Source organism: Ilumatobacter sp., from assembly GCF_041688325.1.
GTDB lineage: Bacteria > Actinomycetota > Acidimicrobiia > Acidimicrobiales > Ilumatobacteraceae > Ilumatobacter_A.
Map to the genome: position 1 here is coordinate 1 of NZ_JBDNIJ010000366.1, position 25,856 is coordinate 25,856.

The 25,856-nt window shown below is 63.5% G+C and carries 23 protein-coding genes; 11 read left to right on the plus strand and 12 right to left on the minus strand.

Annotation, left to right across the window (positions count from 1 at the left end):
• The 5 genes from ACH2EI_RS18745 to ACH2EI_RS18765 form a co-directional block, all read right to left on the minus strand.
• A partial coding sequence (locus ACH2EI_RS18745) for an HpcH/HpaI aldolase/citrate lyase family protein (protein ID WP_395161136.1) occupies positions 1-704 on the minus strand: 704 nt, incomplete at its 3' end.
• A 26-nt stretch (positions 705-730) separates the two neighbouring features.
• Positions 731-1,648, minus strand: a complete 918-nt coding sequence (locus ACH2EI_RS18750; RefSeq protein ID WP_395156321.1) for an NAD(P)-dependent oxidoreductase — start codon at positions 1,646-1,648, stop codon at positions 731-733.
• A gap of 80 nt (positions 1,649-1,728) precedes the next feature.
• The gene (locus tag ACH2EI_RS18755) at positions 1,729-2,022 is read right to left on the minus strand and encodes a Dabb family protein (RefSeq protein WP_395156323.1); all 294 of its coding nucleotides are present in this window, start codon (positions 2,020-2,022) and stop codon (positions 1,729-1,731) included.
• Between the two features lie 61 nt (positions 2,023-2,083).
• Positions 2,084-2,527: a type II 3-dehydroquinate dehydratase gene (gene aroQ / locus ACH2EI_RS18760; RefSeq protein WP_395156325.1), complete on the minus strand. Its 444-nt coding sequence runs from the start codon at positions 2,525-2,527 to the stop codon at positions 2,084-2,086.
• A 46-nt stretch (positions 2,528-2,573) separates the two neighbouring features.
• Complete coding sequence (locus ACH2EI_RS18765; RefSeq protein ID WP_395156326.1) at positions 2,574-3,353, minus strand: SDR family oxidoreductase; 780 nt, start codon at positions 3,351-3,353, stop codon at positions 2,574-2,576.
• A gap of 83 nt (positions 3,354-3,436) precedes the next feature.
• Between ACH2EI_RS18765 and ACH2EI_RS18770 the strand changes: the two genes are divergently transcribed.
• Positions 3,437-3,877 carry a Fur family transcriptional regulator gene (locus ACH2EI_RS18770; protein ID WP_395156328.1) on the plus strand — a complete coding sequence of 147 codons (441 nt, stop codon included), beginning with the start codon at positions 3,437-3,439 and terminating at the stop codon, positions 3,875-3,877.
• Positions 3,878-3,910: 33 nt separating this feature from the next.
• Here ACH2EI_RS18770 and ACH2EI_RS18775 read toward each other — a convergent pair whose 3' ends face one another.
• Positions 3,911-4,678: a metal ABC transporter ATP-binding protein gene (locus tag ACH2EI_RS18775; RefSeq protein ID WP_395161138.1), complete on the minus strand. Its 768-nt coding sequence runs from the start codon at positions 4,676-4,678 to the stop codon at positions 3,911-3,913.
• Between the two features lie 68 nt (positions 4,679-4,746).
• On the opposite strand from ACH2EI_RS18775, the gene ACH2EI_RS18780 reads away from it, so the two are divergent.
• Together ACH2EI_RS18780 and aztB are read left to right on the plus strand one after the other, a co-directional pair.
• The gene (locus ACH2EI_RS18780) at positions 4,747-5,646 is read left to right on the plus strand and encodes a metal ABC transporter solute-binding protein, Zn/Mn family (protein WP_395156332.1); all 900 of its coding nucleotides are present in this window, start codon (positions 4,747-4,749) and stop codon (positions 5,644-5,646) included.
• The gene (aztB, locus tag ACH2EI_RS18785) at positions 5,646-6,506 is read left to right on the plus strand and encodes a zinc ABC transporter permease AztB (RefSeq protein WP_395156334.1); all 861 of its coding nucleotides are present in this window, start codon (positions 5,646-5,648) and stop codon (positions 6,504-6,506) included. The genes ACH2EI_RS18780 and aztB overlap by 1 nt, the downstream gene beginning before the upstream one ends.
• Before the next feature lie 14 nt (positions 6,507-6,520).
• Here aztB and ACH2EI_RS18790 read toward each other — a convergent pair whose 3' ends face one another.
• Positions 6,521-7,984, minus strand: a complete 1,464-nt coding sequence (locus ACH2EI_RS18790; RefSeq protein WP_395156336.1) for an L-serine ammonia-lyase — start codon at positions 7,982-7,984, stop codon at positions 6,521-6,523.
• Between the two features lie 92 nt (positions 7,985-8,076).
• Between ACH2EI_RS18790 and ACH2EI_RS18795 the strand changes: the two genes are divergently transcribed.
• On the plus strand, positions 8,077-9,876 hold the full coding sequence (locus ACH2EI_RS18795) for a flavin-containing monooxygenase (protein ID WP_395161140.1): 1,800 nt from the start codon (positions 8,077-8,079) through the stop codon (positions 9,874-9,876).
• A 49-nt stretch (positions 9,877-9,925) separates the two neighbouring features.
• A complete protein-coding gene (locus tag ACH2EI_RS18800; RefSeq protein ID WP_395154097.1) occupies positions 9,926-11,737 on the plus strand; it encodes a Sip1-related alpha-galactosidase in 1,812 nt (603 codons plus the stop codon).
• A 14-nt stretch (positions 11,738-11,751) separates the two neighbouring features.
• On the opposite strand, the gene ACH2EI_RS18805 is transcribed toward ACH2EI_RS18800, so the two are convergent.
• Complete coding sequence (locus ACH2EI_RS18805; RefSeq protein ID WP_395154096.1) at positions 11,752-12,516, minus strand: YitT family protein; 765 nt, start codon at positions 12,514-12,516, stop codon at positions 11,752-11,754.
• A gap of 108 nt (positions 12,517-12,624) precedes the next feature.
• On the opposite strand from ACH2EI_RS18805, the gene ACH2EI_RS18810 reads away from it, so the two are divergent.
• From ACH2EI_RS18810 to ACH2EI_RS18820, 3 genes are all read left to right on the plus strand, one after another.
• Positions 12,625-13,389, plus strand: coding sequence for an SDR family NAD(P)-dependent oxidoreductase (locus ACH2EI_RS18810; RefSeq protein ID WP_395161142.1), 765 nt, complete (start codon positions 12,625-12,627; stop codon positions 13,387-13,389).
• A 75-nt stretch (positions 13,390-13,464) separates the two neighbouring features.
• The gene (mftD, locus tag ACH2EI_RS18815) at positions 13,465-14,640 is read left to right on the plus strand and encodes a pre-mycofactocin synthase MftD (RefSeq protein ID WP_395154094.1); all 1,176 of its coding nucleotides are present in this window, start codon (positions 13,465-13,467) and stop codon (positions 14,638-14,640) included.
• 34 nt (positions 14,641-14,674) lie between these two features.
• A complete protein-coding gene (locus ACH2EI_RS18820) occupies positions 14,675-15,943 on the plus strand; it encodes a flavin-dependent oxidoreductase (protein ID WP_395161143.1) in 1,269 nt (422 codons plus the stop codon).
• 124 nt (positions 15,944-16,067) lie between these two features.
• On the opposite strand, the gene ACH2EI_RS18825 is transcribed toward ACH2EI_RS18820, so the two are convergent.
• Positions 16,068-16,877, minus strand: coding sequence for a thioesterase family protein (locus ACH2EI_RS18825; RefSeq protein ID WP_395154092.1), 810 nt, complete (start codon positions 16,875-16,877; stop codon positions 16,068-16,070).
• Between the two features lie 151 nt (positions 16,878-17,028).
• On the opposite strand from ACH2EI_RS18825, the gene ACH2EI_RS18830 reads away from it, so the two are divergent.
• The gene (locus tag ACH2EI_RS18830; protein ID WP_395161145.1) at positions 17,029-18,876 is read left to right on the plus strand and encodes a flavin-containing monooxygenase; all 1,848 of its coding nucleotides are present in this window, start codon (positions 17,029-17,031) and stop codon (positions 18,874-18,876) included.
• A gap of 81 nt (positions 18,877-18,957) precedes the next feature.
• Positions 18,958-20,658: a class I adenylate-forming enzyme family protein gene (locus ACH2EI_RS18835; protein ID WP_395154090.1), complete on the plus strand. Its 1,701-nt coding sequence runs from the start codon at positions 18,958-18,960 to the stop codon at positions 20,656-20,658.
• Positions 20,659-20,722: 64 nt separating this feature from the next.
• Here ACH2EI_RS18835 and ACH2EI_RS18840 read toward each other — a convergent pair whose 3' ends face one another.
• From ACH2EI_RS18840 to ACH2EI_RS18850, 3 genes are all read right to left on the minus strand, one after another.
• Positions 20,723-22,219 (minus strand): cryptochrome/photolyase family protein, encoded by a 1,497-nt coding sequence (locus tag ACH2EI_RS18840; RefSeq protein ID WP_395161147.1) that lies wholly within the window; start codon positions 22,217-22,219, stop codon positions 20,723-20,725.
• Complete coding sequence (locus ACH2EI_RS18845) at positions 22,209-22,874, minus strand: SDR family NAD(P)-dependent oxidoreductase (protein WP_395154089.1); 666 nt, start codon at positions 22,872-22,874, stop codon at positions 22,209-22,211. The genes ACH2EI_RS18840 and ACH2EI_RS18845 overlap by 11 nt, the downstream gene beginning before the upstream one ends.
• 64 nt (positions 22,875-22,938) lie before the next feature.
• Positions 22,939-23,991 carry a TIGR03617 family F420-dependent LLM class oxidoreductase gene (locus ACH2EI_RS18850; RefSeq protein WP_395154088.1) on the minus strand — a complete coding sequence of 351 codons (1,053 nt, stop codon included), beginning with the start codon at positions 23,989-23,991 and terminating at the stop codon, positions 22,939-22,941.
• Between the two features lie 87 nt (positions 23,992-24,078).
• Here ACH2EI_RS18850 and ACH2EI_RS18855 point away from each other — a divergent pair, with 87 nt between their 5' ends.
• The gene (locus ACH2EI_RS18855) at positions 24,079-25,815 is read left to right on the plus strand and encodes an amidohydrolase family protein (RefSeq protein WP_395154087.1); all 1,737 of its coding nucleotides are present in this window, start codon (positions 24,079-24,081) and stop codon (positions 25,813-25,815) included.
• The last annotated feature ends 41 nt before the right edge of the window (positions 25,816-25,856 follow it).

Sequence of the window (25,856 nt, forward strand, 5' to 3'; positions counted from 1 at the left end):
GCCTGAAGATCACCGGTGACGGTGACCATCCGGTAGCCGCGCTCAAGCCGATCGGGAGTCAGCGCACCGGTTGCATGAATGCCGGCGACGATCCCGCGTGCGTTGCAGCCTGCAGCGATCGTGTCGAGCGCTTCGAGGAACTCAGGGGCCTCGTCGTGGTTTCCCGGGCCGAGGCCGAGTGTGATCGAGAGGTCAGACGGACCGACGTAGACCGCGTCAATACCGGACACCGCAAGGATGTCGTCGAGGTTGCCAACCGCTTCGATCGTCTCGATCATCGGGATACACGCAACGTTGTCTTTGGCCCACTCGAAGTACGGCCGATCGGTTCGCGGACCCACGAGAGTCGGGCCGCTACTGCGGGCGCCTTCGGGCGCGTACCTGCACGCACGAACAGCCGCTTCGGCTTCGGCAACGGTGTTGATCATTGGGATGATGACGCCCTGCGCGCCGGCATCGAGCATCTTGCCGATGATCCCCGGCTCGTTCCACGGCACTCGCACGATCGGCCGCCCGCCGCCCAGCAAGACTGCCTGAATCATCGAGACGCAGTCGGAATACTCGACAGCACCGTGCTGTGTGTCGATGCAGACGTAGTCGAAGCCTGCTCGCGCTACGGCCTCGGCCGTCACACTGCTCGGCACCGACACCCAGCCTCCGAGCGTCGTTCCACCATCGTTCCAGATCTGTCGGAGTGTCTCCATGGTAAGAGTCTCGCGCCTCCCGGCGCTCAGGTCACGACGCTGGCGGGGCGGCCATCGAGCACCGCGAGGGCATTGTCGATCGCGTGCTCGAACAGCCGCCGCCTGCCAACCGCAGTCGAGGACGCAATATGCGGTGTGATGATCACGTTCGGACGCGTGAGTAGCGGGTGCCCGATCGGCAACGGCTCGGGCTCAGTGACGTCGAGCGCAGCACCGGCAACATGTGCGCTGTCGATGGCAGCCACAAGCGCGTCCTGGTCGATGAGCGGGCCGCGTGCGCAATTGACCAAATAGACGCCGCGGCGCATCGACGCGATCGATTCGGCATTGATCATGTGCCGGGTTGCCGGGAGTGACGGGGCATGCAGCGAGATCACATGGGATGTCGCAAACAGTTCGTCGAGCCCGACGAGTTCGACGTCGTGGACCGGACTCTGCTCCAGGCCTGGGTCGTTTGCAATCACACGCATACCGAGGCCGAGTGCTGCGCGGGCCACCCGCACCCCGATCCGGCCGAGACCAACGAGGCCGAGCGTCGACCCGTCGAGTTCGAGTGACGTCGCCACCGGTGGGCCGCCCAACCCTTGCGAAGATCGCAGCTGCTGGATCGGCAGCTCCTTGGTGACGGCGAGCAACAACATCATTGCGTGCTCGGCCGTCGACACTGTCGGCGAGTCAGGCCCGTTGCACACGACGACCCCGGCTGCTCGAGCGGCATCGAGGTCGACGTTGTCGTAACCAATACCCATGCGCGAAATCACGCGGAGGTTGGGGAACCTCGCGAACCGCTCGGCATCCCAGTGGTGGCCGATGCCGATCACCGACGCAACTTGGCCGACCAACTCCGCATCGGAGTACCCGACGAGATGGGCGCGACCTTCGACGTAGGCGACGTCAAGTTCGAGAATCGGTCGGTCGAGATGAAGCGTGTGGATCGCTGGCATACCGGCCAGGTTGCCAGGCCCGGCCCGTCGACCAATCAGCCGGCGAGTCAGACAACGGTTGAGCCGACTGGTCGGGCGCGTCAGATTTCGTATTGGATTGCGTTGCGCAAGCTCACCTTGCCGGCGATGAACTCTTGCACGAGGGCAACGTGGTCGGGGTGGTCGCGGTAGGCGGCGAAGTTGTCAGCGGATGCGAAGTCGGCCACAACGACATAGTCGCTGTTGCCGTCAGCGGTGCCGACGTTCGGGCCGTAGACATACGACTCGATGACGTCGACCTTGCCGGGCAGCGCGTCGAAAGCAGCAGTCGTCGCCGCGACATGGGCATCATCGATGCCATCGGCCCAGGCAAACATCACAACGTGGCGAAACATGGGACTATCATGCCTGATCCGTTCACCGTCGCGGCGCACGGTTCGACTGGCCGCTGACCCGTCAGAGGGTGTCGAGGTGGGCGAGCAGGCCATCAAGCGCGATGACGTAGCTGTACTTGCCGAAACCTCCAACGACACCGAGACACACAGCGCTGAGCATCGAGGTGTGGCGAAACTCTTCGCGGGCGTGCACATTCGACAGGTGCGTCTCGACTACCGGCAGTTCGCAAGCCGAAATGGCGTCCCGCAGTGCAATGCTCGTATGGGTGTAGGCCCCTGGGTTGAACACGACGCCGTCGGCCCAGGTGCGTGCATCGTGCAGCGCGTCGATCAGGTCGCCTTCGCTGTTCCACTGCGCGTCGCGGAGTTCGACATCGCGACCGGCAACACCAGCACGCAGCTCAGCAAGGATGTCGTCGAGCGTGTCGGCGCCATACACGTCAGGCTCGCGCGTGCCGAGCAGGTTTAAGTTCGGTCCGTTGAGGACGAGGATCTGGCGCGCCATGACACAGACACTACGTGCCGCCGTACTGCCGCTGGCGGACGGGTTCTCAGGTACGCGCCGACTCGGTGTGGCCATCCACGGTCAGCGCCTGACCGCTGATGCGCGCGCCGGCCGGCGAGCAGACGAACCGGACCATCGCCGCGATGTCTTGTGGATCGACAAACGTTTGCAGCGACACGGCCTTGGTGAACCCGGCCCGGATGTCAGCAGCCGATCGACCGCTCGCCGCTGCTTCGAGATCGACGACACGATCCATGCGTTCGTTGTTCACTGAACCTGGGCAAATAGCGTTGACACGAATGCCGAACTCGCCGAGTTCCATCGCCATCGTCTTCGTCAAGCCAATGACCGCCCACTTCGATGCTGCGTAAGGCGCTCGATACGGAAACCCGAACAACCCCGCTGTCGACGACAAGTTGACGATCGAACCGCTGCGCTGCTCAATGAGGTGCGGGATCACACGCCGACTGGTGAGGAACATGCCGGTGACGTTGACATCGAGCGTCTGACGCCAGGCATCGAGATCGAGGTCTTCAAGGCGCCCACCCGGCCCAGCGATTCCGGCGTTGTTGACCAGTACATCAACACCACCCAGCACCTCGACTGCCTCGTCGATGAAGGCGTCCACCGCAGCCTCGTCGGAGACGTCAGCAACCGCTGCACCGATACCCGGCTGCTCAGCGCGCATCGCTGCCACCGCATCGGAAGAGATGTCGCAGACGAACACCGATGCGCCGTCATCGGCAAACTCCTCGGCAATCGCACGTCCAATGCCGGCAGCTCCTGCCGTCACAATCACCCGCAGCCCGCTGACACCTGCATCCATCTTGCGAACTCTAGTTCTTCGTGTCCAGAGGCTGGGACGGCGGACAGAGCCCATTCTCAGATATTGGGTATCATTCTCACTGCATGGTGGCGACGAGCGAACTTGAACGAGCGGTCAACGATCGGCTGGCCGAACACGATCTGCGCTACACCGCTGGCCGGCGGGCGATCGTCGAAGGGCTCAAGGCTGCTGATGGGCCGGTCACGCTCCCCGAACTGCTCGACTCCTCGCCCGATCTGGCCCAAAGCTCCGCCTACCGGAACCTGAGCTTGCTCGAAGAGGCTGGCGTCGTCCGACGGCTCGTTCACGGCGGCGAACACGCTCACTTCGAGCTCGCGGAATCACTCACGGAACACCATCACCACTTGATTTGCGAATCATGTGGGCTCGTCCGTGACGTCGTCCTTGAGGCCGAGCTGGAACGCACGCTCGACAAAGCATTCGACACACTCGCCGAGGCCGAAGGCTTCGTCACGACACATCACACCGTCGACCTGTACGGCCTCTGCAGCAACTGTCGCTGAGCCGGTCACACTGTGCCTGGCACAGTGTGACCGTTAGTGGTCGTGGTGGTGATGTTCGTGGTCTTCGTGGTGGACGCCGTCGTCGATAGCCACGACTTCGTCGCCGAGCTGGAGTACCCGTCCACCGTAAGCCGCAACCAGGTGTTCGGGCGTCAGCGCCTCGGCTGGTGGACCTGACGAGACAACTCGCCCTTTGACCAGCACCACGTGATCGGCGCGGGCTGCTTCGTCGAGGTCATGTGTTGCCACAACAACCGCCCGGCCGGCGGCGCGCTCTTCCTCGATGATCTGGCGAATCTGACCGATCGACACGATGTCCAAGCCTGCGACCGGCTCGTCGAGCAACAGGATGTCCGCTTCTTGGGCAAGCCCCTGCGCAACGAACACCCGCTGCCGTTGACCACCAGACATCTCGGCGAGGTGACGCTTGGCCAGATCGGCGATATCGAGCCGTTCCATGGCCCGATCGATCGCTGCTCGATCTTCAGCACGAAGCCTGCCGAACGGGCCGCGCTGCGCTGCACGACCCAGCGCAACGACCTCGCGAGCTGTCACCAGCAGGTGCTCGGAGGCATGTTGTGTCTGCAAAACATACGCGACGTCGCCGCCTGCATCGATGTCACCCGTGAACGGCAAGACGTGGGCGATCGCGTGGAGCAACGTCGACTTGCCGGAGCCGTTGGGCCCGACCAACGCCGTGACACCGCAGGGGATCTCCAGGTGGTCAACACGCAGCACTTCCCGGCCACCGCGGCTCACTCGGATGTTGTCGACAGTGATCACCGGCGCAGGACCACTCACTCGACCAGCGCCAGAATCTGGCGTGTTCGAAGGTGGTGTATTAAGAATCATTCCCATATCATAGCGTTATGAGAAAGATTATCATTCCCATTTTGGCTCTCGCTACGGCGTTCAGCGCGTGCGGCTCTGAAAGCGCCCCCGAACAGGCGGAACTCCCCTCGGTCGTCGTCACCACGAGCATCGCCGGCGACATGGTCACCGCTGCGCTCGGCGACCTCGTCGGCTCCGAATTGACCGTCGACGTCATCACGCCTGTTGGCGCAGATGCACACGAGTTCGCTCCGTCAGCCAAGCAGGCCGAGACAATGGAAAACGCAGACCTGCTCGTCGTCAACGGCCTTGGCTACGAAGAAGGCATGACCGACCTGATTGCCAACGCCGTGGAAGCCGGTGCCGTCGTCTTCGTCCTCGGCGGAGCGCTCGAGCCGACCGAGGGCGTCGACCCGCATGTCTGGCTCGACCCGGTACTGATGTCAGAGGTATTCGCCAAGTTCCCCGAAGCTGTCGCCAGCACCACCGGGATCCCGATCGCCGGCGTGAGCACGAGCACCACCGCCTACGTCGCCGAACTCGTCGAACTCGATGCGACAATCACCGCTGCGTTTGCCGCGCTCCCCGACCTCGAGCGCAACTTGGTGACAAGCCATGACGCGCTCAGCCGCTTTGCTGATCGTTACGGATTTACCATCGTCGACACGATCATCCCATCGGTGAGCACGAGCGCAGGCGCGTCAGCCGCCGACCTCGACGGAGTCCTCGAGGCGATTCGCACCAACGACGTTGGTGCGATTTTTTCAGAGACAACGGAATCAGATGCACTGGCGCAGGCGATTTCCGACGAACTCGGGCGCGACGTACCGGTCGTCGAATTGTTCACCGAAAGCCTCGGTGAACCGGGCACTGGCGCCGACACGTACATTGGCATGATGTCGACAAACGCCCAACTGATCGCTGACGCACTCAGTTGATGATTGCGGCAATCTCTGACGTTGTTCTCGATGCGTTCCAGTCACAGATCTCGCAACGCGCACTCATTGGCGGGCTCCTCGCTGCCACGACCACGGCCCTCGTCGGCACGTGGGTCGTGGTGCGCGGCCTTGCGTTCTTCGGCGATGCGCTTGCACACGGCGTACTTCCCGGCATCGCGCTCGCCGCGATCTGGGGTTTTGACCTGACGCTCGGCGCGCTCGTCAGCGCACTCGTGATGGTCGGCGGCGTCAACCTGGTCAACCGCACCACCCGGCTCTCCGACGACACTGGCATCGGCTTGCTCTTTGTCGGGATGCTCGCACTCGGCGTGGTGATTCTCAGCCGTGAGGCGACCTTCTCCGGCGACCTCACCGGCTTCCTCTTCGGCGACGTGCTCGGTGTTCGAAGCGACGAGATCCGCCTCGGCATCGTCGCCCTCGCCATCACGGCGGTCGGGCTCGTCGTGGGACACCGTTCGTTTCTTGCGCTCGCAGTCAACCGCGACAAGGCAGAGACACTCGGGCTTCGGCCGGGCTTGGCGCACGCCGCGCTGCTCACGTTGCTCGCTGTGTCAGTCGTGTCCAGTTTCCGCGTCGTCGGGACCCTGCTTGTGTTCGGCTTCCTCGTCGCTCCCCCGGCCTCGGCAATCCTGATCGTCAGGCGCATTCCGGTGGCAATGGCGGTTGCTGTGCTCTTCGGATGGTCGTCAGTGGTGCTCGGCCTGATCGTCAGCTACCACCACGACACCGCAGCATCAGCGACCATCGCCGGCCTTGCAGTTGCTCAGTTCTTCGTCGTGCTTGTCGTTACCGAGACACAGCACTGGCTCCAGCGACGCAACGCCGCTGCGCTGGCCTGATCAGCACCGTCTCGTCAGCACTCGGGAACACGTACCGACACGTTGACCGCAAGGCCAGCCTGGCTCGTCTCTTTGTAGCGATCGGACATGTCCTCAGCGGTCTCGCGCAGGGTCTTGATCACTTCGGCGAGCGACACACGAGCGTCTGCCGGATTACTCGCCACCGCCAGTTCAGCGGCATTGATTGCCTTGACCGCACCCATCGTGTTGCGCTCGATGCACGGCACCTGGACAAGGCCGCCGACCGGGTCGCACGTCAAACCGAGGTGATGTTCCATGGCGATCTCGGCTGCCATCAGGGCCTGCTCGACCGTGCCACCGAGTGCTTCAGCCAGCGCCGCCGCGGCCATTGCACTCGACACCCCGACTTCAGCCTGGCAGCCGCCCATCGCTGCGGAAATCGTGGCGCCCTTCTTAAAGAGTGTGCCGATCTCACCGGCGACGAGCAGGAAATCAATGATCCCCGACTCAGTAACCGGTTGCTCTGAGAAGCACACGTGGTAGAGCAGCACGGCCGGGATGACGCCAGCAGCACCGTTGGTCGGAGCCGTCACAACTCGACCGAGGTCAGCGTTCTCTTCGTTCACTGCCATGGCGAACGTGCTGACCCACTGCAAGATTTCGGCGAAGCGGAAATCGCGACTCTGAATCATCTCGACCCACTCACCTGCTGTCGGCGCATCGTCGCCGCCGAGCAGTCGTCGGGTGAGCGGCGCAGCGCGACGTCGAACGTCGAGCCCACCCGGCAACACGCCGTCGGTGTGGCAGCCGCGATAGATACCTTCGAGCATCACTGCCCAGATGTCGCGAAGCCCTGTGCGGATTTCGTCGACCGACCTCCACTCCTGTTCGTTGGTCCACACGACATCAGCGATCCTGCAACCGCGAGTGGTGCAGTGGCCGAGCAGGTCATCGGGACTCTGCGCCGGATGCGGGAGTGCAACGAAGTTCTTGGCGCCCGGGATCTCGTCAGCTCCGACCACGAACCCGCCACCGACTGAGTAGTACGACGCCGACCGCGCTTCGCCAGCGATGGTGGCTTCGCAGGTCATGCCGTTCGCGTGGCCCGGCAACCGGGCGTCGATGTGGAAGACGATGTCGTTCGCCATCTCGAATCGCGCGGTGTGGCCAGGAACCAGCTCGACCGTTCCCGCTCGGGCCAGACCGTGGACGTGCTCGGCGATCGCCTTCACGTCGACCGTTTCCGGCTCGTGGCCCAGCAGCGCGAGCGCAATCGCCTGGTCGGTGGCGTGACCTTTGCCAGTGAGGGCCAACGACCCGTAGAGGTGGACGCGGATGTGCTCGACATCGCGCAACCCAAGCGACTCATCAGCCAATTCCTCAGCGAGTTCGCCGAGCCACCGCTGGACCGCGCGCCACGGGCCGAGGGTGTGCGAGCTCGACGGGCCGACACCAATCTTGAGCATGTCGAAGACGCTGAGCGACTCGATGGCGGGATCTCGCTGCACAGTGTCCATGACGGCGCGGATTGTACTTGCTGGCAGTCAAGGCGATGGCGACAACCAGGGCCGGCTGAGCCTGATCCATCAAACACTTGTACTCTGCAACTATGTCGGCAGATCTAGTGATTGACAAAGATGCGTTGCGCTCCAAGTACATCGAAGAGCGCGACAAGCGGCTGCGGAGTGACGGCAACGAACAGTACGTCGAGTTGACGGGCCAGTTCGCCAGGTACCTCGAAGATCCGTACGTCAAACCCGTCGAGCGGGAACCGCTGCACGACGAGGTCACCTTCGCCTTCATCGGGGGCGGTTTCGCCGGACTCCTCGCCGGCGCCAAGATGCGCCAGGCCGGCATCGACGACATCCGCATCATCGAAAAGGGCGGCGACTTCGGCGGCACCTGGTATTGGAATCGGTACCCCGGTGCCCAGTGCGACACCGCATCGTTCGTCTACATGCCGCTCCTCGAAGAGACCGGCCATATGCCGAGCGAAAAATACTGCAAGGGCCCCGAGATACTCGACCACTGCCGTCGGATCGGCGAGCACTTTGACCTGTACGAGAAGGCGGTCTTTTCTACCGAGGTCACCTCGGTTGTTTGGGATGAAACGGCCAGCCAATGGATCATCAAGACGAACCGGGGCGACGAGATGCGCGCCAAGTTCATTGCCATGGGCACCGGCCCGCTGCACCGTCCGAAGCTCCCCGGAATCCCCGGGATCAACACGTTTGGTGGGCACACCTTCCACACGAGCCGCTGGGATTATGAGTACACGGGCGGCAACCCCGCGGGCGCTCCGCTCGATGGTCTTGCCGACAAGCGCGTCGGCATCATCGGGACGGGCGCCACGTCGGTGCAGTGCATCCCGCACCTCGCCCGCGCCGCGAAGGAACTGTTCGTCTTCCAGCGAACTCCGTCGTCGATCGACGTCCGCAACAACCACTCGATCGACCCCGCCTGGTTCGACACCCTCGAGCCCGGCTGGCAGCAGCGGTGGCTGGTCAACTTCACCACTCTGCAGACAGGCGGCTTCGTCGACGAAGACTTGGTCAAAGACGGGTGGACCGACATCAGCAAACGCATCCGCGACAAGCTGTTCTCCGCTGATCCTCCGGAGTTCACACCAGCGGCGATGGAGCGGGCTTACCACGACAGCGACGACGAAAAGATGACCGAAGTTCGCGCCCGCGTCGACCAGGTCGTCAACGACGAAATCACCGCCGAGAAGTTAAAGCCCTGGTATCGCCAATTGTGCAAGCGGCCCTGCTTCCACGACGAGTACCTCCTTGCGTACAACGAGCCAGGTACCCACCTGATCGATACCGACGGCAAGGGCGTCGAACGCATCGACGAGACCGGCCTCTGGGTCAACGGCGAGCATTACGAACTCGACTGTTTGATCTATGCGTCGGGTTTCGAAGTCGGCACCGAGTACGCCCGCCGTTCAGGCTTCGAGACTGTCGGCCGGGACGGCCTCACGCTCAGCGAGTACTGGGCCGACGGCATGTCGTCGCTCCACGGCATCCACATGCAGGGTTTCCCCAACCTGTTCATGGTGCAGCCGACGCACGGCGCCAACCTGATTTCGAACATCCCCCACAACCTCATCGAGCGCGGCAACACGATTGCCGCGATCGTGCAACACGCCCTTGACGTCGGTGCCGAGCAGGTGGAAGTGACTCCCGAAGCGGAAGCAGCTTGGATGGAACGGCTGATCAGCGGCGGGCGGCGATTCGCCGGCAATCCTGACTGCACACCGGGTTATTACAACAACGAAGGTCAAGACGCTGGTCCGAGCAGCGTGGTCAACGGGCTCGGCTTCCCAGAAGGCCCGACCGCCTACTTCGAGTACATCGCCGATTGGCGTTCGTCGGGCGAGTTCACTGGCCTCGATTTCCGCTCCTGACTCCTCCACAACTCCGACCGCTCTTTCGCGACTCCGCTACGTTTTCTGCATGCTCCCTGCTGGTATTTCGTTGGAGCGGTCCAGCCAGAGGGCAACGCTCACGGCCACTGCTGACCTCGCTGGCATCGCAACTCAACGGTTTGCTCGGTCAGCTGTCGCTATCGACCTGGAACTCGGGCTGTCGGACGACGTCGAGATGCTGGGGTATGCCTTCACCCAGTTCGCCATGCCAGTCTGGGCTCGAGCCGAGAAACCATTCGATTTCGCGCCGGCGCACAACCTGAAGTCGCCGGCATGTGTGCTGCCGCTCCTGATCCGCGATGGCGGGGCGTGGACGCTGCTCGCCCCGTTGGCAAACCATCACGAACAGATCATCACGGTCGAGGGCACAACGGTTCGATGGGGATGGCACGGCGACCTCGACGAGATACCCGCAGGCTTCGCCACAACACTCGGCATCTACACAGGACCAACCGCTACTGCACTGTTCGAGGCGTGGGGTGCCGAACTGCGTGGTGTCACTCCGGTCGGGCGGCCGCCTCGATTCGACAATGCAATCACCTCGAAGCTGTCGTACTGGACCGACAACGGTGCCGCCTACTGGTATCGCACCGAGCCCGGCCAGACGATTGCGGAGTCGGTCTCTGATGTCGTGGATCGACTGCGAAATCAGGAGATACCGATCGGCGCACTCGAGCTCGACTCATGGTTTTATCGTCACGAGCAGCCGCGCGCGATTACCGCCATCGGGTACCCAGATGTCGTTCCACCCAGCGGGATGATGGAGTGGCTTCCGCGAGCTGATGCATACGCCGAAGTCCTTGGCGATCCGATCATCGACCTCCAACAGCGCACCGAGATGCCGTTCACCTTGCATGCCCGGCACATCTCTCCACTGTCGCCATACGTCGATGAGACATGGTGGGTCGACGAGCACGCCGCTCATCCGAGCGACCCAGCATTCTTTGAGCGATGGTTCACCGATGCGAAGCAATGGGGTGCCAGTTGCATCGAGCAAGACTGGATGTTGATGGTCTGGTTCGGCGTCCGCGAGATGCGACGTGTACCCGGCCGGGCCGTCGATTGGCAACGGGCGATGAACAGCCACGCGCGCACATCCGGAGTGGACCTGATCTGGTGCATGGCGACTCCGGCTGACCTCATCGCGGCAGCCGAACTTGACCGGGTGATCGCCGTACGAACCAGCGACGACTATCGCTTCGCCGACGATCCAGCTGTCCTGTGGACATGGTTCCTGACGGTCAATCGGCTTGTTGCTCCGCTCGGGTTGCAACCGTTCAAGGACTGTTTCTTCTCGAACCCAGAGCCTGACCCCGACGACTCGATCAGCGGCGACGTGCACGCCGAACTGGAGGCCCTGCTGTCGGCACTCTCGGGCGGCCCCATTGGCATCGGCGATCGCATTGGTCGAACGGACCGGGAGATTGTCATGCGGACTTGCAACGACGACGGAACGATTCGTCACGTCGACAGGCCGATTGGTTTGATCGACGATTGTCTCCTCGGCGCCCCCGCCCGTGGCGACCGGCTCGCTTGGGCCACCGCCTCAACGACCGTCAACGACCAGACCTGGACCTACGTCGTTGCGATCAACACAGCCGCCGTCGAAGGCGGCACGCTTGACGATGAGCTCTCACTCGCCGAGATCGGCGCCAGGGGTGAACGGACCGTCTATGACTGGCGCGCACAGACCGCCACCAAACTCGGGACACTCACCGCGCAGCTTGGCCCGCGCGACTGGGCGTATTTCATCGTGTGTCCGCACAGCACGGACGACATCGGCGACACATCTAAATACGTCACCGTGCCTGCGGATTCGTCCCGAGCAGTACGGGGCTGATCGCTCTTGGCTGATCAGGCGTGCTGCAGCTCACGGGCGATGATCGCCTCGTGAGTGTTCGCCAGCGTTTGAACGGACCGAGCGACAAAGCGGTCGACGAGTCCGTAACCCTTGGCGACTGATGGCCCGACGAACACAGCGACCAGCACGGTGCCGAGGCCCGCTGGGCCGCCGAGAGCAACCCCGGCAATAATCCAGGTCGCCTCGAACATCGGGCGAACGAGCGACTCCGGATGTCCGACACGGTCAGATGCAGCGCTGGCCAACAGCTCACCCGACCCAGCGCCTAAGCCCGACACGATCAGTGCCCCGGCCCCAATGCCGATGCCACCAATGGCAACGAGTTGAAAAATGATCCGCACGATCAGCGACGTCGGTGCCTCGAACATCTCGAGGGCGGCGAGGACCGACTGCAGCGCCGGCCCGATCAGGAAGGGCGAGAGCAGCGTGCCGAAGCCCGGCCGCCGACCCAGCGCCCATGCACCGAGGATGAGCGAACCCACGGTTACCCACACGGCAACGGTCAGCGGAAGGCCGGTCCGCGCCTGGATCGCGCCGATGAACACATCGAGTGGGCCGGGGCCCAGATCGGTCCAGAGCGTCACTGCGACGGACGCCGCGATCAAAAAGGAACCCGCAACCAAGAGAAGTAGACGAGTCGAGTAGGCGAGGACACGACGGGGCGGGCCCTTCGAGACCACTGCGGCGACGGCACCGGCGCGCGACCAGGCGCGGCGACGTAGCCGCTGGCCGATCGTGGGGTGCTGCTCGTTACTCACTCAATAAGTATCGGCAGCCCAACGCCGATACCGGAGGCCAGTTCCGGTGTCGTTCGGCACCGGTGCCGGGGGTCACCATTGCAAGCCGAAACATGCAAGTCTTTCCGAATGACACAGCGAACGATTTTGATCACCGGCGCAGGCTCTGGTTTCGGAAAGGGCGCAGCCATCGGGCTGGCCGCACGGGGACATGCCGTGATTGCCGCAACGGAAACCCGTGAGCAGGCTGATGCGCTCGCCGCCGAACATCCCGAACTCACGACGATGAAGCTCGACGTCACCTCGTCCGACGACATTGCTGCAACGGCCGACCTCGGCGTCGACGTGCTCATCAACAACGCCGGCATGGGTGTGATGGCCCCGATGATCACTGTGCCGATGGCCAAGGTTCGCGCCATCTTCGATGTCAACGTGTTCGGCATGGTCGAGATGTGCCAGGCGATCGCTCCTGGGATGATCGAGCGGGGCTCGGGCCGCATCATCAACGTGTCGTCGATTGCAGGCATGCTTGCATCGCCGCTCACGTCGCCGTATTGCATGACCAAGCACGCGGTCGAAGCGTTCACGAAGAGCCTGCGTGGCGAACTCGCACCTCACGGGGTCGACGTCTGCAAGGTCAACCCAGGGCCCTACAACACGGGCTTCAACGACCGCATGGTTGACGGAATTACCGAGCACATCGCTGCTGGCGACGAGGCAACCCACGCCGCCAACCAGATGATCCGCGACATCGTCCTGACCGACCAACTCGACCCGAACGACGTCGTCCTCGCGCTCGCCAACCTCGCTGAGGCCGATGAAACACCGATGGAAACCCTGCTCCCCGAAGGCATCGGCGAGCTACTGACCGCCATGCTCGAAGCCGAAAGCTGACCAACTTCCGCAACCAACGTCAGACCTTGTAGCTGAGGTTGCCGTCGGGCCACCGGTGATTCGTACACTGGCGGCGTGGCAAATCCCTGGTTCGAGTCCATCGCCGTTGCACAGCAACGCGCCAAGCGTCGCCTGCCGAAGTCGGTCTACGGCGCACTGATCGCCGGCGCAGAAGCCGGGTTGACCAAAGACGACAACGTCGCGGCGTTCAGCGAGCTCGGCCTGCGCCCAATCACCGCAGGCCAATCGGCCGAACGGTCGATGGAAACCGAAGTGATGGGCCAGCACATGTCGATGCCCGTCATCATCTCGCCGACCGGCGTCCAAGCCGTGCATCCCGACGGCGAGGTCGCGGTTGCCCGAGCAGCTGCGGCACGTGGCATCCCAATGGGGCTGAGCTCGTTCTCGTCGAAGCCGATGGACGAAGTGATGGCCACCGGGGCTGCGACGTTCTTCCAGATCTACTGGGCTGGCGATCGCGACTCGATGGTCGCTCGCATGGAACGCGCCAAGGTGGCTGGCGCTGTCGGCATGATCCTCACACTCGACTGGTCGTTCGTGCACAGCCGCGACTGGGGCAGCCCGGCAATCCCCGAGTCAATCGGCCTGAAAACTATGATCAAGCACGGCCCAGAGGCCCTCGTCAAGCCGCGGTGGCTGTTCGACTGGCTGAAGTCTGGTGGAATCCCGCAGCTCGGTGCACCGAACTTCCGCGTGTCGTCAAACGATCCCGTTCCCGGCTTCTTCGACGCATACGGCACGTGGATGGGCACCCCTCCCCCGTCGTGGGACGACGTCGCCTGGCTCCGTGCACAGTGGGACGGCCCCTTCATGGTCAAGGGCATCAACCGGGCAGACGAAGCTCGCAAGGCAGTCGACGCTGGCGCATCAGCGATCTCCGTCTCGACGCACGGCGGCAACAACCTCGATGGCACCCCGGCTCCCATTCGTTGCCTGCCCGAGGTCGTCGCAGCCGTTGGCGACCAGATCGAAGTCGTCATGGACTCCGGAATCCGCCGCGGTTCGGATGTCGTCAAGGCACTGGCGCTCGGCGCCAAGGCCGTGATGATCGGCCGTGCCTACCTGTGGGGCCTCGCTGCCAATGGCCAGGCCGGCGTCGAGAACGTGCTCGACGTGCTCCGCACGGGGATCGACTCAAACCTGATGGGCATGGGGAAGTCGTCGATCAGCGAACTGTCGCCTGACGACCTCGTCATCCCTGACGGCTTCTCACCGCCTGTCCGCGACTGACACCACAACGGCGCAGGTGCGCCACACTGTCGGCATGACTTCGGTAACGATCGCTGGTGGCGGAATCGGTGGTCTCGTCGCGGCAATGTGCCTCCACGACGCTGGCCACGAGGTCGACGTATTCGAATCAGTCGTCGAGCCGTCGGAGTTGGGTGTCGGCATCAACGTGCTGCCGCACTCGGTGCGCGTGCTCGACGACCTGGGGCTCCTGCCAGCACTGGACGCCGCCGGGGTCCGAACCGAGGCGCTCGCCTTCTTGTCGCGTGATGGGATCCGGATTTGGGAGGAGCCTCGGGGGCTCGCCGCAGGTACTCCGTGGCCGCAGTTCTCGATCCATCGTGGCAAGTTGCAGATGCTGTTGTGGCAGGCCGCTCTCGACCGGCTCGGGCCCGAACGATGTCACACGGGCATGCGCCTCACATCGTTCAAGCAGAACGACAGTCAGCACAACGGTGATATCGATGACACGGTCACGGCGACGTTCCAGGATCGCCGCTCGGGCGTCGACATCGAGGTGGCGAGTGATGTACTCGTCGGCGCCGACGGTATCCACTCTGCGGTCCGTCAGCAGCTCCATCCCGATCAAGGTCTCCCCCATCCGTCGGGCCTCGTGCTGTGGCGCGGTGCCGTGCGAGCACGCGCGTTTCTGGGCGGTCGCACCATGTTCATGGCCGGCGACGACGGGCAGAAAGCTGTGGTGTACCCAATCAGCGATCCTGACGACGATGGCATGGCGCTGATCAACTGGGTGGCCGAACGACCGATGGACGTCGACATGACGACCGTGAGCTGGAATCGTGAAGTCGACCCAGCCTGGGTCGCCGACAGCTTCACCGAGTGGGACTACGGCTGGCTCGATGTCGGCGCACTCATCGCATCGAGTGATGCCGCCTACGAGTTCCCGATGGTCGACCGCCACCCTGTCGATCGCTGGTCGTTCGGGCGGGTCACGCTGCTCGGCGACGCAGCGCATCCAATGCGTCCGAACGGCAGCAACGGATCCAGCCAGGCAATCCTCGACGGTGAAGCCCTCGCTGCGGCGTTAACCGGCACCGGAGATATCCCCGCAGCCCTCACGGCATACGAGTCAGCGCGTCTCGAGCCCACCGCCAAGCTCACCCTGGCCAACCGGCAGGCCGGACCCGAACGCGTGATGCAGTGGGTGGCCGAGCGCTGCGCGGGGGCGTGCATCGACGAGCACACCTGCGTCGACTCCGCCGTGCTCGAACGGGAAGCCAATGCCTACAAACAACTTGCCGGCTTCGACCCCGCCACGCTGCAGGCAATGGCCGAACCTGGCTGAGCTGGCTGGGCGCAGGCGAGGGGGCCCAGAGGTCCCCCGCCCCGAGAGCGCAGCGATTTCGGCAGAGCCGAAGCACCGATTGCAGCGACGCAGTCGATGTTGGCGACGAAGTCGCCGCTCCTCGCTAGAGGAGCACAATCGTCATGGACTGGCTGGCTGTGCCGAGTAGTTGGCCCGACTCGCTCCACATCAGACAACTGCTGTTGGCGAAGCCGTTTCCGACGAACTCGACCTGGTTGTCGCAAAGCACCCACTCGGTGTCGGCCGGAGCCGCATCGGCATAACGGATTGTGTTGTCGAGGCTCGACAGGTTCGTCACCCGCCCCATGGCATTGCCAACGACCGACGGCGCGTAGTCGGCGATGATCGCCAGGGATGCTGCATCGACACAAACGCCGGGCATCCGCACCCAGACCAGCGAACGATTATCACCGGTTGCCTCGCCGGCACCGGAGAAGCCGAACATCCCGCGCGCCATCTTCACCTCGACGTGGTCGTGGAGCGACGGGTAGTCGAAGTGTCGTTCGGGGTCGAGCGAGTCGGCAGGCGACGGGCAGTCAGGCATTGTGGCCCACACTCCGCGCAGCTTCTCCGGGCGCTCGCCGACAGCACCAAGCACATTGACGATCTCGTTGCCCTCGGATGTGGCCTGGAGCCGGCACTGGGTGACACTCCGGCCGACGGCAGGCGTGGCGACGTCGAGGTGCATCTCCGATGGGTTGTAGAGCGTGGCGATGTACTGCGCCGTGGCCCACACCGCCGGCTTACCCGTGTGCGCTTCCATCGCTGCGACGCCGGCCGCGAGGCCAACACCGCCGAACAGCGAACCGCGCCCTCCACCAACCGCTCGGTCGGCAATCGGGACGCGGTATCCGCCCTCCGCCGTACCCGACTCGGTCATTCCGAGGAACTCAAATGTCGACTGTCGATTCACGCCTCGGGAAGCTACTGGCCATCCCACCCAGCCATCCCACCCAGCCATCCCCCGAAGGCGTAAGCCAAGCGCACCCCATGCGCACCTACCTCACGCCTTTGCAGAACGGGAGGACTCGCCGCGACGACGCAACCAAGGCCATGCTGTCACGATGAACGTTGCTGGCGCCATGCGCGATGCCGACCTCCGAGTGTTGACCATGTGCTTGTTCCAGATCACCGGCGACAGGAAGTGGTTGGACGCCCCCTATCTGCCACGGCGCGACGTCCGACTGATCGCACCGGAAGACGCCGGTTTCAGCGACGACATCGCTGACGAGATCCGTGCCGCAGCCGTTGATGCCATCACTCTCGAACCGGCCATCGCCGACCCCGGCGACGAATTGATGGTCGAGATGATGAGCGTGTGCCTCGGCGAACCAACCCCCGCCGAATACGCGCCGATGATGCGCGAGGAAATGGGTTTCCTCTCACGCGACGTCGTGTGGCCCACCGAGGCCGAGCGGCCATCCGTGCTGGTCGTGGGCGCCGGAGCGAGCGGCATCATCATGGGTGTTCGGCTCGACCGGCTCGGCATCGACTACGACATCGTCGAACGCGGCGCGAGTGTCGGTGGCGTCTGGCGCGACAACATTTATCCGGGTGCCGGCGTCGACACCCCAAACCATGCCTACTCGTTCTCGTTCGCGAAGCCGAATCGCTGGTCCCGCTACTTCTCAGCCCGCTCCGACCTCGTGGACTACCTGCAGCGCAACGCCGACGAATTCGGGGTCACGCCGAACGTGCAGTTCGAAACCGAAGTGATTGGCGCACGGTGGAGCGACGATGCCGGCGAGTGGTCCGTCGACCTCCGCACGCCGACCGGCCGCGAGACACGGCAGTACCGGGTACTGATCAGTGCGATCGGCCAACTCAACGTTCCCAAGCCTCCACCTGTGCCGGGCACAGAGAGCTTCGACGGGCCGATATTTCACTCATCGCACTGGCCTGCTGATCTCGATGTCACCGGCAAGCGAGTTGCCGTGATCGGCACCGGTGCGTCGTCCATGCAGATCGTCCCGGCAATCGCCGACCAGGTCGCCGAGCTCACCGTGTACCAGCGGACAGCGCAGTGGGCACGGCCAATCCCCCGCTATCACGACCCGATCCCTGACGGCTCACAGTGGCTCTTCGAGCATCTGCCGTTCTACGCATCGTGGTTCCGATTCGTCATGCTGTGGCGATACGGCGACGGCCTCCTCCCACTGCTGCAGCGCGACCCTGATTGGGAGTTGCCACATTCGATCAACCGCGCCAACGAGCGCCATCGGCAGCAGATGGAAGAGCATCTGCGGTCTGAACTCGATGGGCGACCTGACCTCATCGACAAGTGCCTACCGACCTACCCGCCCTATGGAAAGCGAATCCTGCTCGACAACGGGTGGTTCGCAACGGTCCGCAAGCCGAATGTCGAGCTGGTCGTCGAGGCCGTCGATCACGTCGATGCGACAGGCGTCGTAGCCGACGGCGAGCACCGCGCACACGACATCGTGATCATGGCCAACGGCTTCGAGGTGTTCCAGTCAGCGAGCCGACTTGGTCTGATCGGCCGGAACGATGTCGATCTTGCCGACCTGTGGGCGAACGACGATCCGTACGCCTACCTCGGCATCACCGTGGCCGACTTCCCGAACTTCTTCATGATGCAGGGCCCCACCACGGGCCTCGGCCACGGCGGGAGCGCCATCTTCCAGGCCGAATGTCATGCCCGACACATCACCGCCTGCCTGGCCGAAATCGCCAAAGCCGGAGGCACATCGATCGAAGTTCACCCAGAGCCGATGTTCGCCTACAACGACGCGTTCGATGCTGCTCACGAACAGCTGATCTGGAGCACTCCGGGCCTCCGCAACTGGTATCGCAATGACGCCGGGCGAGTCGTCGTCATCATGCCGTGGCGCCTCGTTGACTACTGGCAGATGACCCACGACCCAGACCTCGACCACTTCGTAATCAACTAACTGTGGCGACCGGTCACACTGTGCCAGGCACAGTGTGACCGCTACGACGCGCGGCGGTCCGACCTGCAACAATCGGCCGCTATGACGATGACGTTCCAAGAGGCCTGCGCGGCCGTCTGTGCACCCGGTTCGATGTTCGAGATCCAAGAGACCGAGGTGCTGGGCCGAACCAGCAAGGTGTTCGCTGGCACTCCCCCGAACATCCGGGCGCTGTTCGAACTGGCTGCGCTCCGCACCGACGAGTTCATCATTTTCGAAAACGAGCGCTGGACCATGCCCCAGGTCCTCAAGCTGGCCGGCCAGATCGGCCACCTCCTCGTGAACGAACTCGGCGTCACAAAGGGTGACCGCGTCGCTATTGCAATGCGCAACTATCCCGAGTGGATTGCTGCGTTCGCCGCGATCACCTCTGTCGGGGCGGTCGTGGTCCCAATGAACGCCTGGTGGGTCACCGACGAATTGGTCTTTGCAATCGAAGACTCCGGTTCCAAGGTCGTCATCGCAGACGCGGAACGACTGCAACGCATGCAAGACGCAGCACCGGGCGCGATCGACGCCAAACTCATCGTGGTCCGGGCAACCGGCGAACTCCCAGAAGGCGTGTTGAACCTCGACGAGGCGGTGGCGCAATTGGAAGGCGCGACCATGCCCGACGCCGAGATCGCCCCTGACGACGACATGACAATCCTCTACACCTCGGGTACCACCGGCCGGCCGAAGGGTGCTGTTTCGACGCACCGCGCCGTGCTCAGCGCACTGATCGCCTTCGCCGCACGCGCTGCCGTCAGTGCCGTCCGCGAGCCAGAAGACCCCGCAACCGTCGAAGAGGGCGGCGCACCGCAGACCGCCTTCATGCTGTGCGTTCCGCTGTTCCACGTCACCGGCCTCGTCCCTGTGATGCTCGGCTCCTTCGTCAGCGGCGCCAAGCTCGTCATGACGTACAAGTGGGAGCCGAACCGTGCCCTCGAACTCATCGAACAGGAGCGGGTGACGAACTTCGTTGGCGTGCCGACAATGAGCTGGGATCTCCTCGAAGCCGAGACCTTCGCTGAGCGCGACACTTCATCGCTGCGTTCCGTCGGCGGCGGCGGAGCTCCAATGCCACCCGAACTGGTGAAGCGCATCGACGAGAACTTCCAGCGCGGCCGCCCGGGCCTCGGCTACGGCATGACAGAGACCAACGCCTACGGCCCGCAGAACGCTGGCGACGACTTCATCAACAACCCGAAGTCGACCGGCCGACCGGTTCCGATCATGGACGTCAAAGTCACCGATCTCGAGGGCAACGATCTGGCGGTTGGCGAGACCGGTGAGATCTGGTTCCGCAGCCCATCACTGATCCGCGGCTACTGGAACCGTCCGGAAGCAACCGCCGAGACGATTGTCGACGGCTGGCTCCGCTCCGGCGACATCGGCCATGTCGACGACGAAGGCTTCGTGTACGTCAGCGACCGAGCGAAAGACATGATCCTCCGCGGCGGCGAGAACATCTACTGCGCAGAAGTCGAAGCAACCATCTACGAGCATCCGGCCGTGTACGAGGCAGCCGTCTACGGCATCCCCAACGAACGGCTCGGCGAAGAACTCGCCTGCCACGTGATGGTCAAGCAAGGCGAGACGCTCGACGCCGGCGACCTCCAGAAGTTCGTCGGCGAGCGCCTGGCCAAGTTCAAGGTGCCGTCGGTGATCACGATCGTCAACGAGTCATTGCCGCGCAACGCGAGCGGAAAAATATTGAAGCGTGACCTGCGCGACGCACTGATTGCCAACTCCCACAGCTGAACAAGCTGCAGAGAGAACTCAACAGCGTTGCCAGGGCCAACCCGGGTCACGCTGTTCAAGATTTCTAGAGCGTTCCAGCGTCGAGCGCTGCAAGCACTTCAATGGCTCGTTCGCGAACGGCTGCGAGGTCACTCAACCGCCGCATCCCGGCGACCTGACGGGCCATCCGATGGTTCGCCCCAAGCAGCTTTTCGTTCCGAGCAATGAAATCCCAGTACAGCGTCGTGAACGGGCAGGCGTCGTCACCGGTGCGCTTCTTCGGGTCGTATCGACACCCTTTGCAGGAATCGCTCATCTTGTTGATGTAGGCACCACCGGATGCGTATGGCTTGGTCGCCATCAGCCCGCCGTCGGCGTAGAGCGCCATACCGATCACATTGGGCAGCATCACCCACTCGGCGCCGTCGACGAAGTTTGCCCACATCCAATCGGTCATAGCCCACGGTTCGACTCCCGCCGTCAGCGCCAGGTTGCCCAGCACCATTAGCCTTTCGATGTGATGGGCGTAGCCGTGATCGTGCACATGACGCATCGTGCTCGCAACACACTTCATGTCGGTGTCGGCGTCACCGGTGAACACTGGTGGAACCGGCCGGTGGGCCCGGAGTGCATTGCGTGACCGATAGTCGGGCATCCAGAGCCAGTAGACGCACCAGACGTACTCACGCCAGCCGATCACCTGTCGGACGAACCCCTCGACCGAGTTGAGTGGCAGGTTTCGTTCCCTGCACGCGCGCTCGACGGCATCAACGACTTCGACCGGGTGCAGCAGACCGATGTTCATCGACGTCGAAAGCACCGAGTGGGCCATTTTCCACTCGGCCGCAAGCATCGCATCTTCATGCGGGCCAAACGGTTCGAGGCCGGTACGGACGAACTCGTCAAGCCGTGTCAGCGCTTGCTCGCGCGTCACTGGCCAGGTGCCGTCAGGGTCGCTCCCCCACAGGTCACTCGGCAGATCAGCGAGCACTGCCTTGTCGATGTCGTCGAGCTCGAAGCGGGTGATATCGGGCCACGACCTACCGTCCTTCGGTGGCTTCTCGCGGTTGTCGTGGTCAAAGTTCCACTGGCCGCCGAGCGGTTGGTCACCGTCCATCAGCACGTGGTGCTCGGTTCGCTGCCACCGATAGAAGTCTTCCATCTTGAAGCTCTTCCGCGGGGCTTGCCAAGCGGCGAAGTCGTCGTAGTGGCAGAAGAACTGGTCGTTTCGAATCGTCTCGACGCCGTGGCGTTCGAGCATGGCTTTGCCATCCCAGCTCATTGGTTCCATGGCGATCACCCGCTCGACGTCGAAGTCGTTGCGGTGTGCTGCGAGGCCCGCCGGCAGTGTTGGGGCGGTGCGCTCGTCGACCTCAAACCCCTCGGCACGCAGTTCGGCGGCGAAGTGGCGCATCGCGCTGATCACTAAATGGGCACGCTGACGGTGCCAGCGTTTAGACCCAAGCTTGAGATCGCTTTCGACCATGAGAACCCGGCAGTCCCCTGGCTGCCTACCCGACAGCGCACCCTGACGGTTCAGTTGGTCGCCGAGGACCCACACCGTCGGGAGGTCAGAAGGCACTGCTGGGCAAGTCTTTGGCGTCGCTCTCGAGTGCGTCGCAGATGACGCTCGCCACGTGGGCTGGTGTCAGCCCCTCTGGCATCTTCGGCGACGTGCCCTCAATCGGCCGGTCAGCCAACCCTGTTTCGGTGTGCGGCGGTCGGGCGTCGATCACACGGATCTTCGAGCGGCGCGCTTCACGTGCGAGTGCTTCGTCGAACGACTTCACCGCGGCCTTCGATGCTCCGTAAGCCGCCATCCCGGGCAGGTTTTGCTCAGCGATCACGCCCGAGATGTTGACGATGGCACCACCTCCCTGCACATGTGGGAGCGCAGCGGTGGCGAGCATGATGGGGATGAACGTGTTGGTGAGGAAGAGTTCTTCCATGGCGTCGGACGAGAGATCCGCGACCATGCCGAACGCAACGACCCCGACCGCATTCACGACGACGTCAAGCTTGCCGGCATGCTCAACAGCAGCAGCCACTGCAAGCTGACAAGCGTCGGGAGTCCGAAGATCGAGCGCAACGGAGTGTCCGCCAAGTGCCGCCAGCCGCTCCTGGTTACGCGCCACCGCCGTGACGGTTGCACCGCGCCGTTCGAGCTCGGCTGCGAGTGCTGAGCCGAGGCCACCTGAGGCACCAGCGAGAAGGACTGACTGACCGGCAAGCAACATGGATCGGAGTTTCCCACGGGCAGCCGAGGCGTGCCCGACCCGGCGTCAACTCCCGTCGCAACAACTAACGCAACTGCCCGAGGATCTGTCGGTAGGCGTCGGCGTCGTCGGCGTTGTTGACGGGAATGGAAAACTCGATCCGGTCCAACCGATCGGCGAAACGGTCGTTCAACTTGTCGGCAATTCCGTCGTACGTAGCGATCGTCGCAACGGTGTGCAGCATGTCGTCGGTGACGAGCCCGGGCAGGTCATCCCACCGCTGTGCCCGTGACAGCGTCGATGCCTCACGAGCGATCTCGCCCCAGCCATGCACTTCGAACGCCCGGCGGTACGAAGGCGTCGACAGGTAGAACGCGACGCGGGCTCGGACCGTTTCGATCACTTTCTCGAGCCGATCGTCGTCAGGTGCGGTGCCGATCAACGGCTTCAGACAAACTTCAATGTCGTTCAGGTTGCGGCCCGTGCGAGCGGCGCCACGAACGACATTGGGGAGCACCTCGTCGTCGATGTACTTGGCGGTACAAACCGGGTGCAGCCGGATGCCATCGGCGACTTCACCGGCAACGGCGCACATGTTCGGCCCGATCGCGGCGACGTAGATCGGGATGTTGGGATGGTCGATTGGGCCCGGGTCGAAGAGCGGCACCATGACGTCGAGGTTGTAGTGCTGGCTCTCGAACTTCAGCGGTTCGCCGGTTTGCCATGTGTTCCAGACAGCGCGCATTGCGTTGACGTAGTCACGCATCCACGGCGCTGGAGCATGCCACTCCAGGCCGTAGCGGCGCTGGATGTGGGCACGAACCTGTGTGCCGAGCCCGAGCAGGAAGCGACCGTTCGACAGCTTCTGGAGCGACCACGCCGACATCGCTGTCGCCGTCGGGCTGCGCGGGAACGCCATGGCGACCGACGTGCCGAGTTGGACACGTTCGGTCGCCATCGCGCCGAGCGCGAGGAGTTGGTATGGGTCATCTTTGGTCTCTTCCACGAGCACTGCAGCGACCCCGACATCTTCAGCGATCTTTGCCAACCGCGCGAAGTCGCGGATGTCAAGCGGGGTGTCAGGTTCGCGTAAGCCTGGGTCGAGTTTGCCGAGTGGCAGCAGCGATTCGATCAGCATGGGCACGTCAGTCGCATCGACTACAACGGTATGCAGCCTCAGCCGCCCGGTACGACCCGGACGTCGCCACCCGACAAGACTCATGTGATGGAACACGACCTCGTCATTCGCAACGGTCTATTGGTTGACGGCACCGGTTCGCCGGCACGACCCGGGCTGAGTATTGCGATCGACGGTGACATCATTACCGCGATCGGTGCCGACGTTGGCGCCGGCCGTCGAGAGATCGATGCCACCGGCATGCTCGTCACACCGGGCTTCGTCGACATCCATACGCACTACGACGGCCAAGCCACCTGGGATGCTGAGCTCGAGCCCTCCACCCCGCACGGCGTCACCACACTGATGATGGGCAACTGCGGAGTTGGCTTCGCCCCGGCCAAGCCCGACGAGCACGACTTCCTGATCGACTTAATGGAAGGTGTTGAAGACATTCCCGGTGCGGCGCTCAGCGAAGGCATCTCATGGGACTGGGAAACGTTCCCCGACTATCTCGACGCTCTCGACCGACGGGAGTACGTTGCCGACATCGGTGCAATGATCGCCCACGGCCCGGTGCGCGTGTACGTGATGGGCCAGCGCGGCGCCGACAACGAAGCAGCCACCTCCGACGACATCGCTCAAATGGCCGCAATCGTCGGTGAGGCGGTCGACGCTGGTGCCTTCGGATTCTCAACAAGCCGCACGATCGGCCATCGCGCGATGAGCGGCGAACCTGTGCCTGGAACGTTCGCTGCCGAAGACGAACTCTTCAGCATTGGCCGCGCCATGGCTCGCTCGGGCAAGGGCGTCTTCGAAGTTGCTCCAGCTGGCCTTGCTGGCGAAGACCTCGTCGCACCAAAGAAGGAGATCGACTGGATCTGCCGGCTCGCCGACGACATCGGCCGCCCGGTCACGTGGCTGATGTTGCAAAATCTCGTCGAGCCGGACGAGTGGAAGGAGTTGATGGAGCGCTCACAGGCTGCCCAAGACGCCGGCCACCAAGTGATCCCCCAGGTCGCTGGCCGCCCGTTCGGAATCCTCATCGGCTTGTCGACCAAGCACCGATTTAAAGACATGCCCAGCTTCGGCCCACTGCTCAACATGTCGTTCGCCGAACAGGCCGAAGCGATGGGCGACGCTGATCTCAAAGCCCGTCTGATTGAGGAGTCGAAGGCCTCGATGCACATCTTGCGCGAGACGCAACCGATGGCTGCGCAGGTCGTCGACGGCTTCGACCGGCAGTACCTGCTCGGCGACCCTGTCGACTACGAGCCGACCCCAGATCGGGCGATCACTGCACTCGCTGCAGCAAACGGCGTCGAACCCATCGAGGAGTTCTACGAGCAACTCCGACAGCGCAACGGCAAAGCGCTCTTAATGATGCCGTTCCTCGGCTATGCCCACGGCAACGGTGATGCGCTGTACGAAATGCTCACGCACCCGGCAGCTGTCCTCGGCCTTGCCGACGGCGGCGCCCACGCCAACTTCATCTGCGATGCATCGACACCAACCTGGATGCTCACGCACTGGGCACGCGACCGCACCCGTGGGCCGAAGATCCCGCTCGAGTCAGTGGTCAAGAAGATGACCGCCGACACCGCTGCGTTGTTCGGCCTCACCGATCGCGGCGTGCTCGAAGTTGGCAAGCGCGCCGACATCAACGTCATCGACCACGAACATCTGCAGTTGCGCGAGCCACGTCTCGTCAACGACCTCCCGGCCGGCGGAACCCGTCTCCTGCAGGCGGCCGAGGGCTACGTCGCCACCATCGTCGGCGGCGTCATCACTCGCGAGCACGACGAGTTCACTGGCGCTCGACCGGGCCGCCTCATCCGTTCGTAACGGCGCCCCCGCCGTTTTCATGAGCTTGTTGCAGTCAGTGA

Excerpts from the sequence above, each read along its gene's own strand:
- aroQ (WP_395156325.1), bottom strand. The coding sequence starts at position 2,527 with ATGGCGCGCCAGATCCTCGTCCTCAACGGACCGAACTTAAACCTGCTC.
- ACH2EI_RS18765 (WP_395156326.1), bottom strand. The coding sequence starts at position 3,353 with ATGGATGCAGGTGTCAGCGGGCTGCGGGTGATTGTGACGGCAGGAGCT.
- ACH2EI_RS18820 (WP_395161143.1), top strand. The coding sequence starts at position 14,675 with ATGACTTCGGTAACGATCGCTGGTGGCGGAATCGGTGGTCTCGTCGCG.
- aztB (WP_395156334.1), top strand. The coding sequence starts at position 5,646 with ATGATTGCGGCAATCTCTGACGTTGTTCTCGATGCGTTCCAGTCACAG.
- ACH2EI_RS18780 (WP_395156332.1), top strand. The coding sequence starts at position 4,747 with ATGAGAAAGATTATCATTCCCATTTTGGCTCTCGCTACGGCGTTCAGC.
- ACH2EI_RS18750 (WP_395156321.1), bottom strand. The coding sequence starts at position 1,648 with ATGCCAGCGATCCACACGCTTCATCTCGACCGACCGATTCTCGAACTT.
- ACH2EI_RS18800 (WP_395154097.1), top strand. The coding sequence starts at position 9,926 with ATGCTCCCTGCTGGTATTTCGTTGGAGCGGTCCAGCCAGAGGGCAACG.
- ACH2EI_RS18755 (WP_395156323.1), bottom strand. The coding sequence starts at position 2,022 with ATGTTTCGCCACGTTGTGATGTTTGCCTGGGCCGATGGCATCGATGAT.
- ACH2EI_RS18850 (WP_395154088.1), bottom strand. The coding sequence starts at position 23,991 with ATGCTGATCGAATCGCTGCTGCCACTCGGCAAACTCGACCCAGGCTTA.
- ACH2EI_RS18830 (WP_395161145.1), top strand. The coding sequence starts at position 17,029 with ATGAACGTTGCTGGCGCCATGCGCGATGCCGACCTCCGAGTGTTGACC.
- ACH2EI_RS18810 (WP_395161142.1), top strand. The coding sequence starts at position 12,625 with ATGACACAGCGAACGATTTTGATCACCGGCGCAGGCTCTGGTTTCGGA.
- ACH2EI_RS18770 (WP_395156328.1), top strand. The coding sequence starts at position 3,437 with ATGGTGGCGACGAGCGAACTTGAACGAGCGGTCAACGATCGGCTGGCC.
- ACH2EI_RS18795 (WP_395161140.1), top strand. The coding sequence starts at position 8,077 with ATGTCGGCAGATCTAGTGATTGACAAAGATGCGTTGCGCTCCAAGTAC.
- ACH2EI_RS18845 (WP_395154089.1), bottom strand. The coding sequence starts at position 22,874 with ATGTTGCTTGCCGGTCAGTCAGTCCTTCTCGCTGGTGCCTCAGGTGGC.
- ACH2EI_RS18855 (WP_395154087.1), top strand. The coding sequence starts at position 24,079 with ATGGAACACGACCTCGTCATTCGCAACGGTCTATTGGTTGACGGCACC.
- ACH2EI_RS18790 (WP_395156336.1), bottom strand. The coding sequence starts at position 7,984 with ATGGACACTGTGCAGCGAGATCCCGCCATCGAGTCGCTCAGCGTCTTC.
- ACH2EI_RS18835 (WP_395154090.1), top strand. The coding sequence starts at position 18,958 with ATGACGATGACGTTCCAAGAGGCCTGCGCGGCCGTCTGTGCACCCGGT.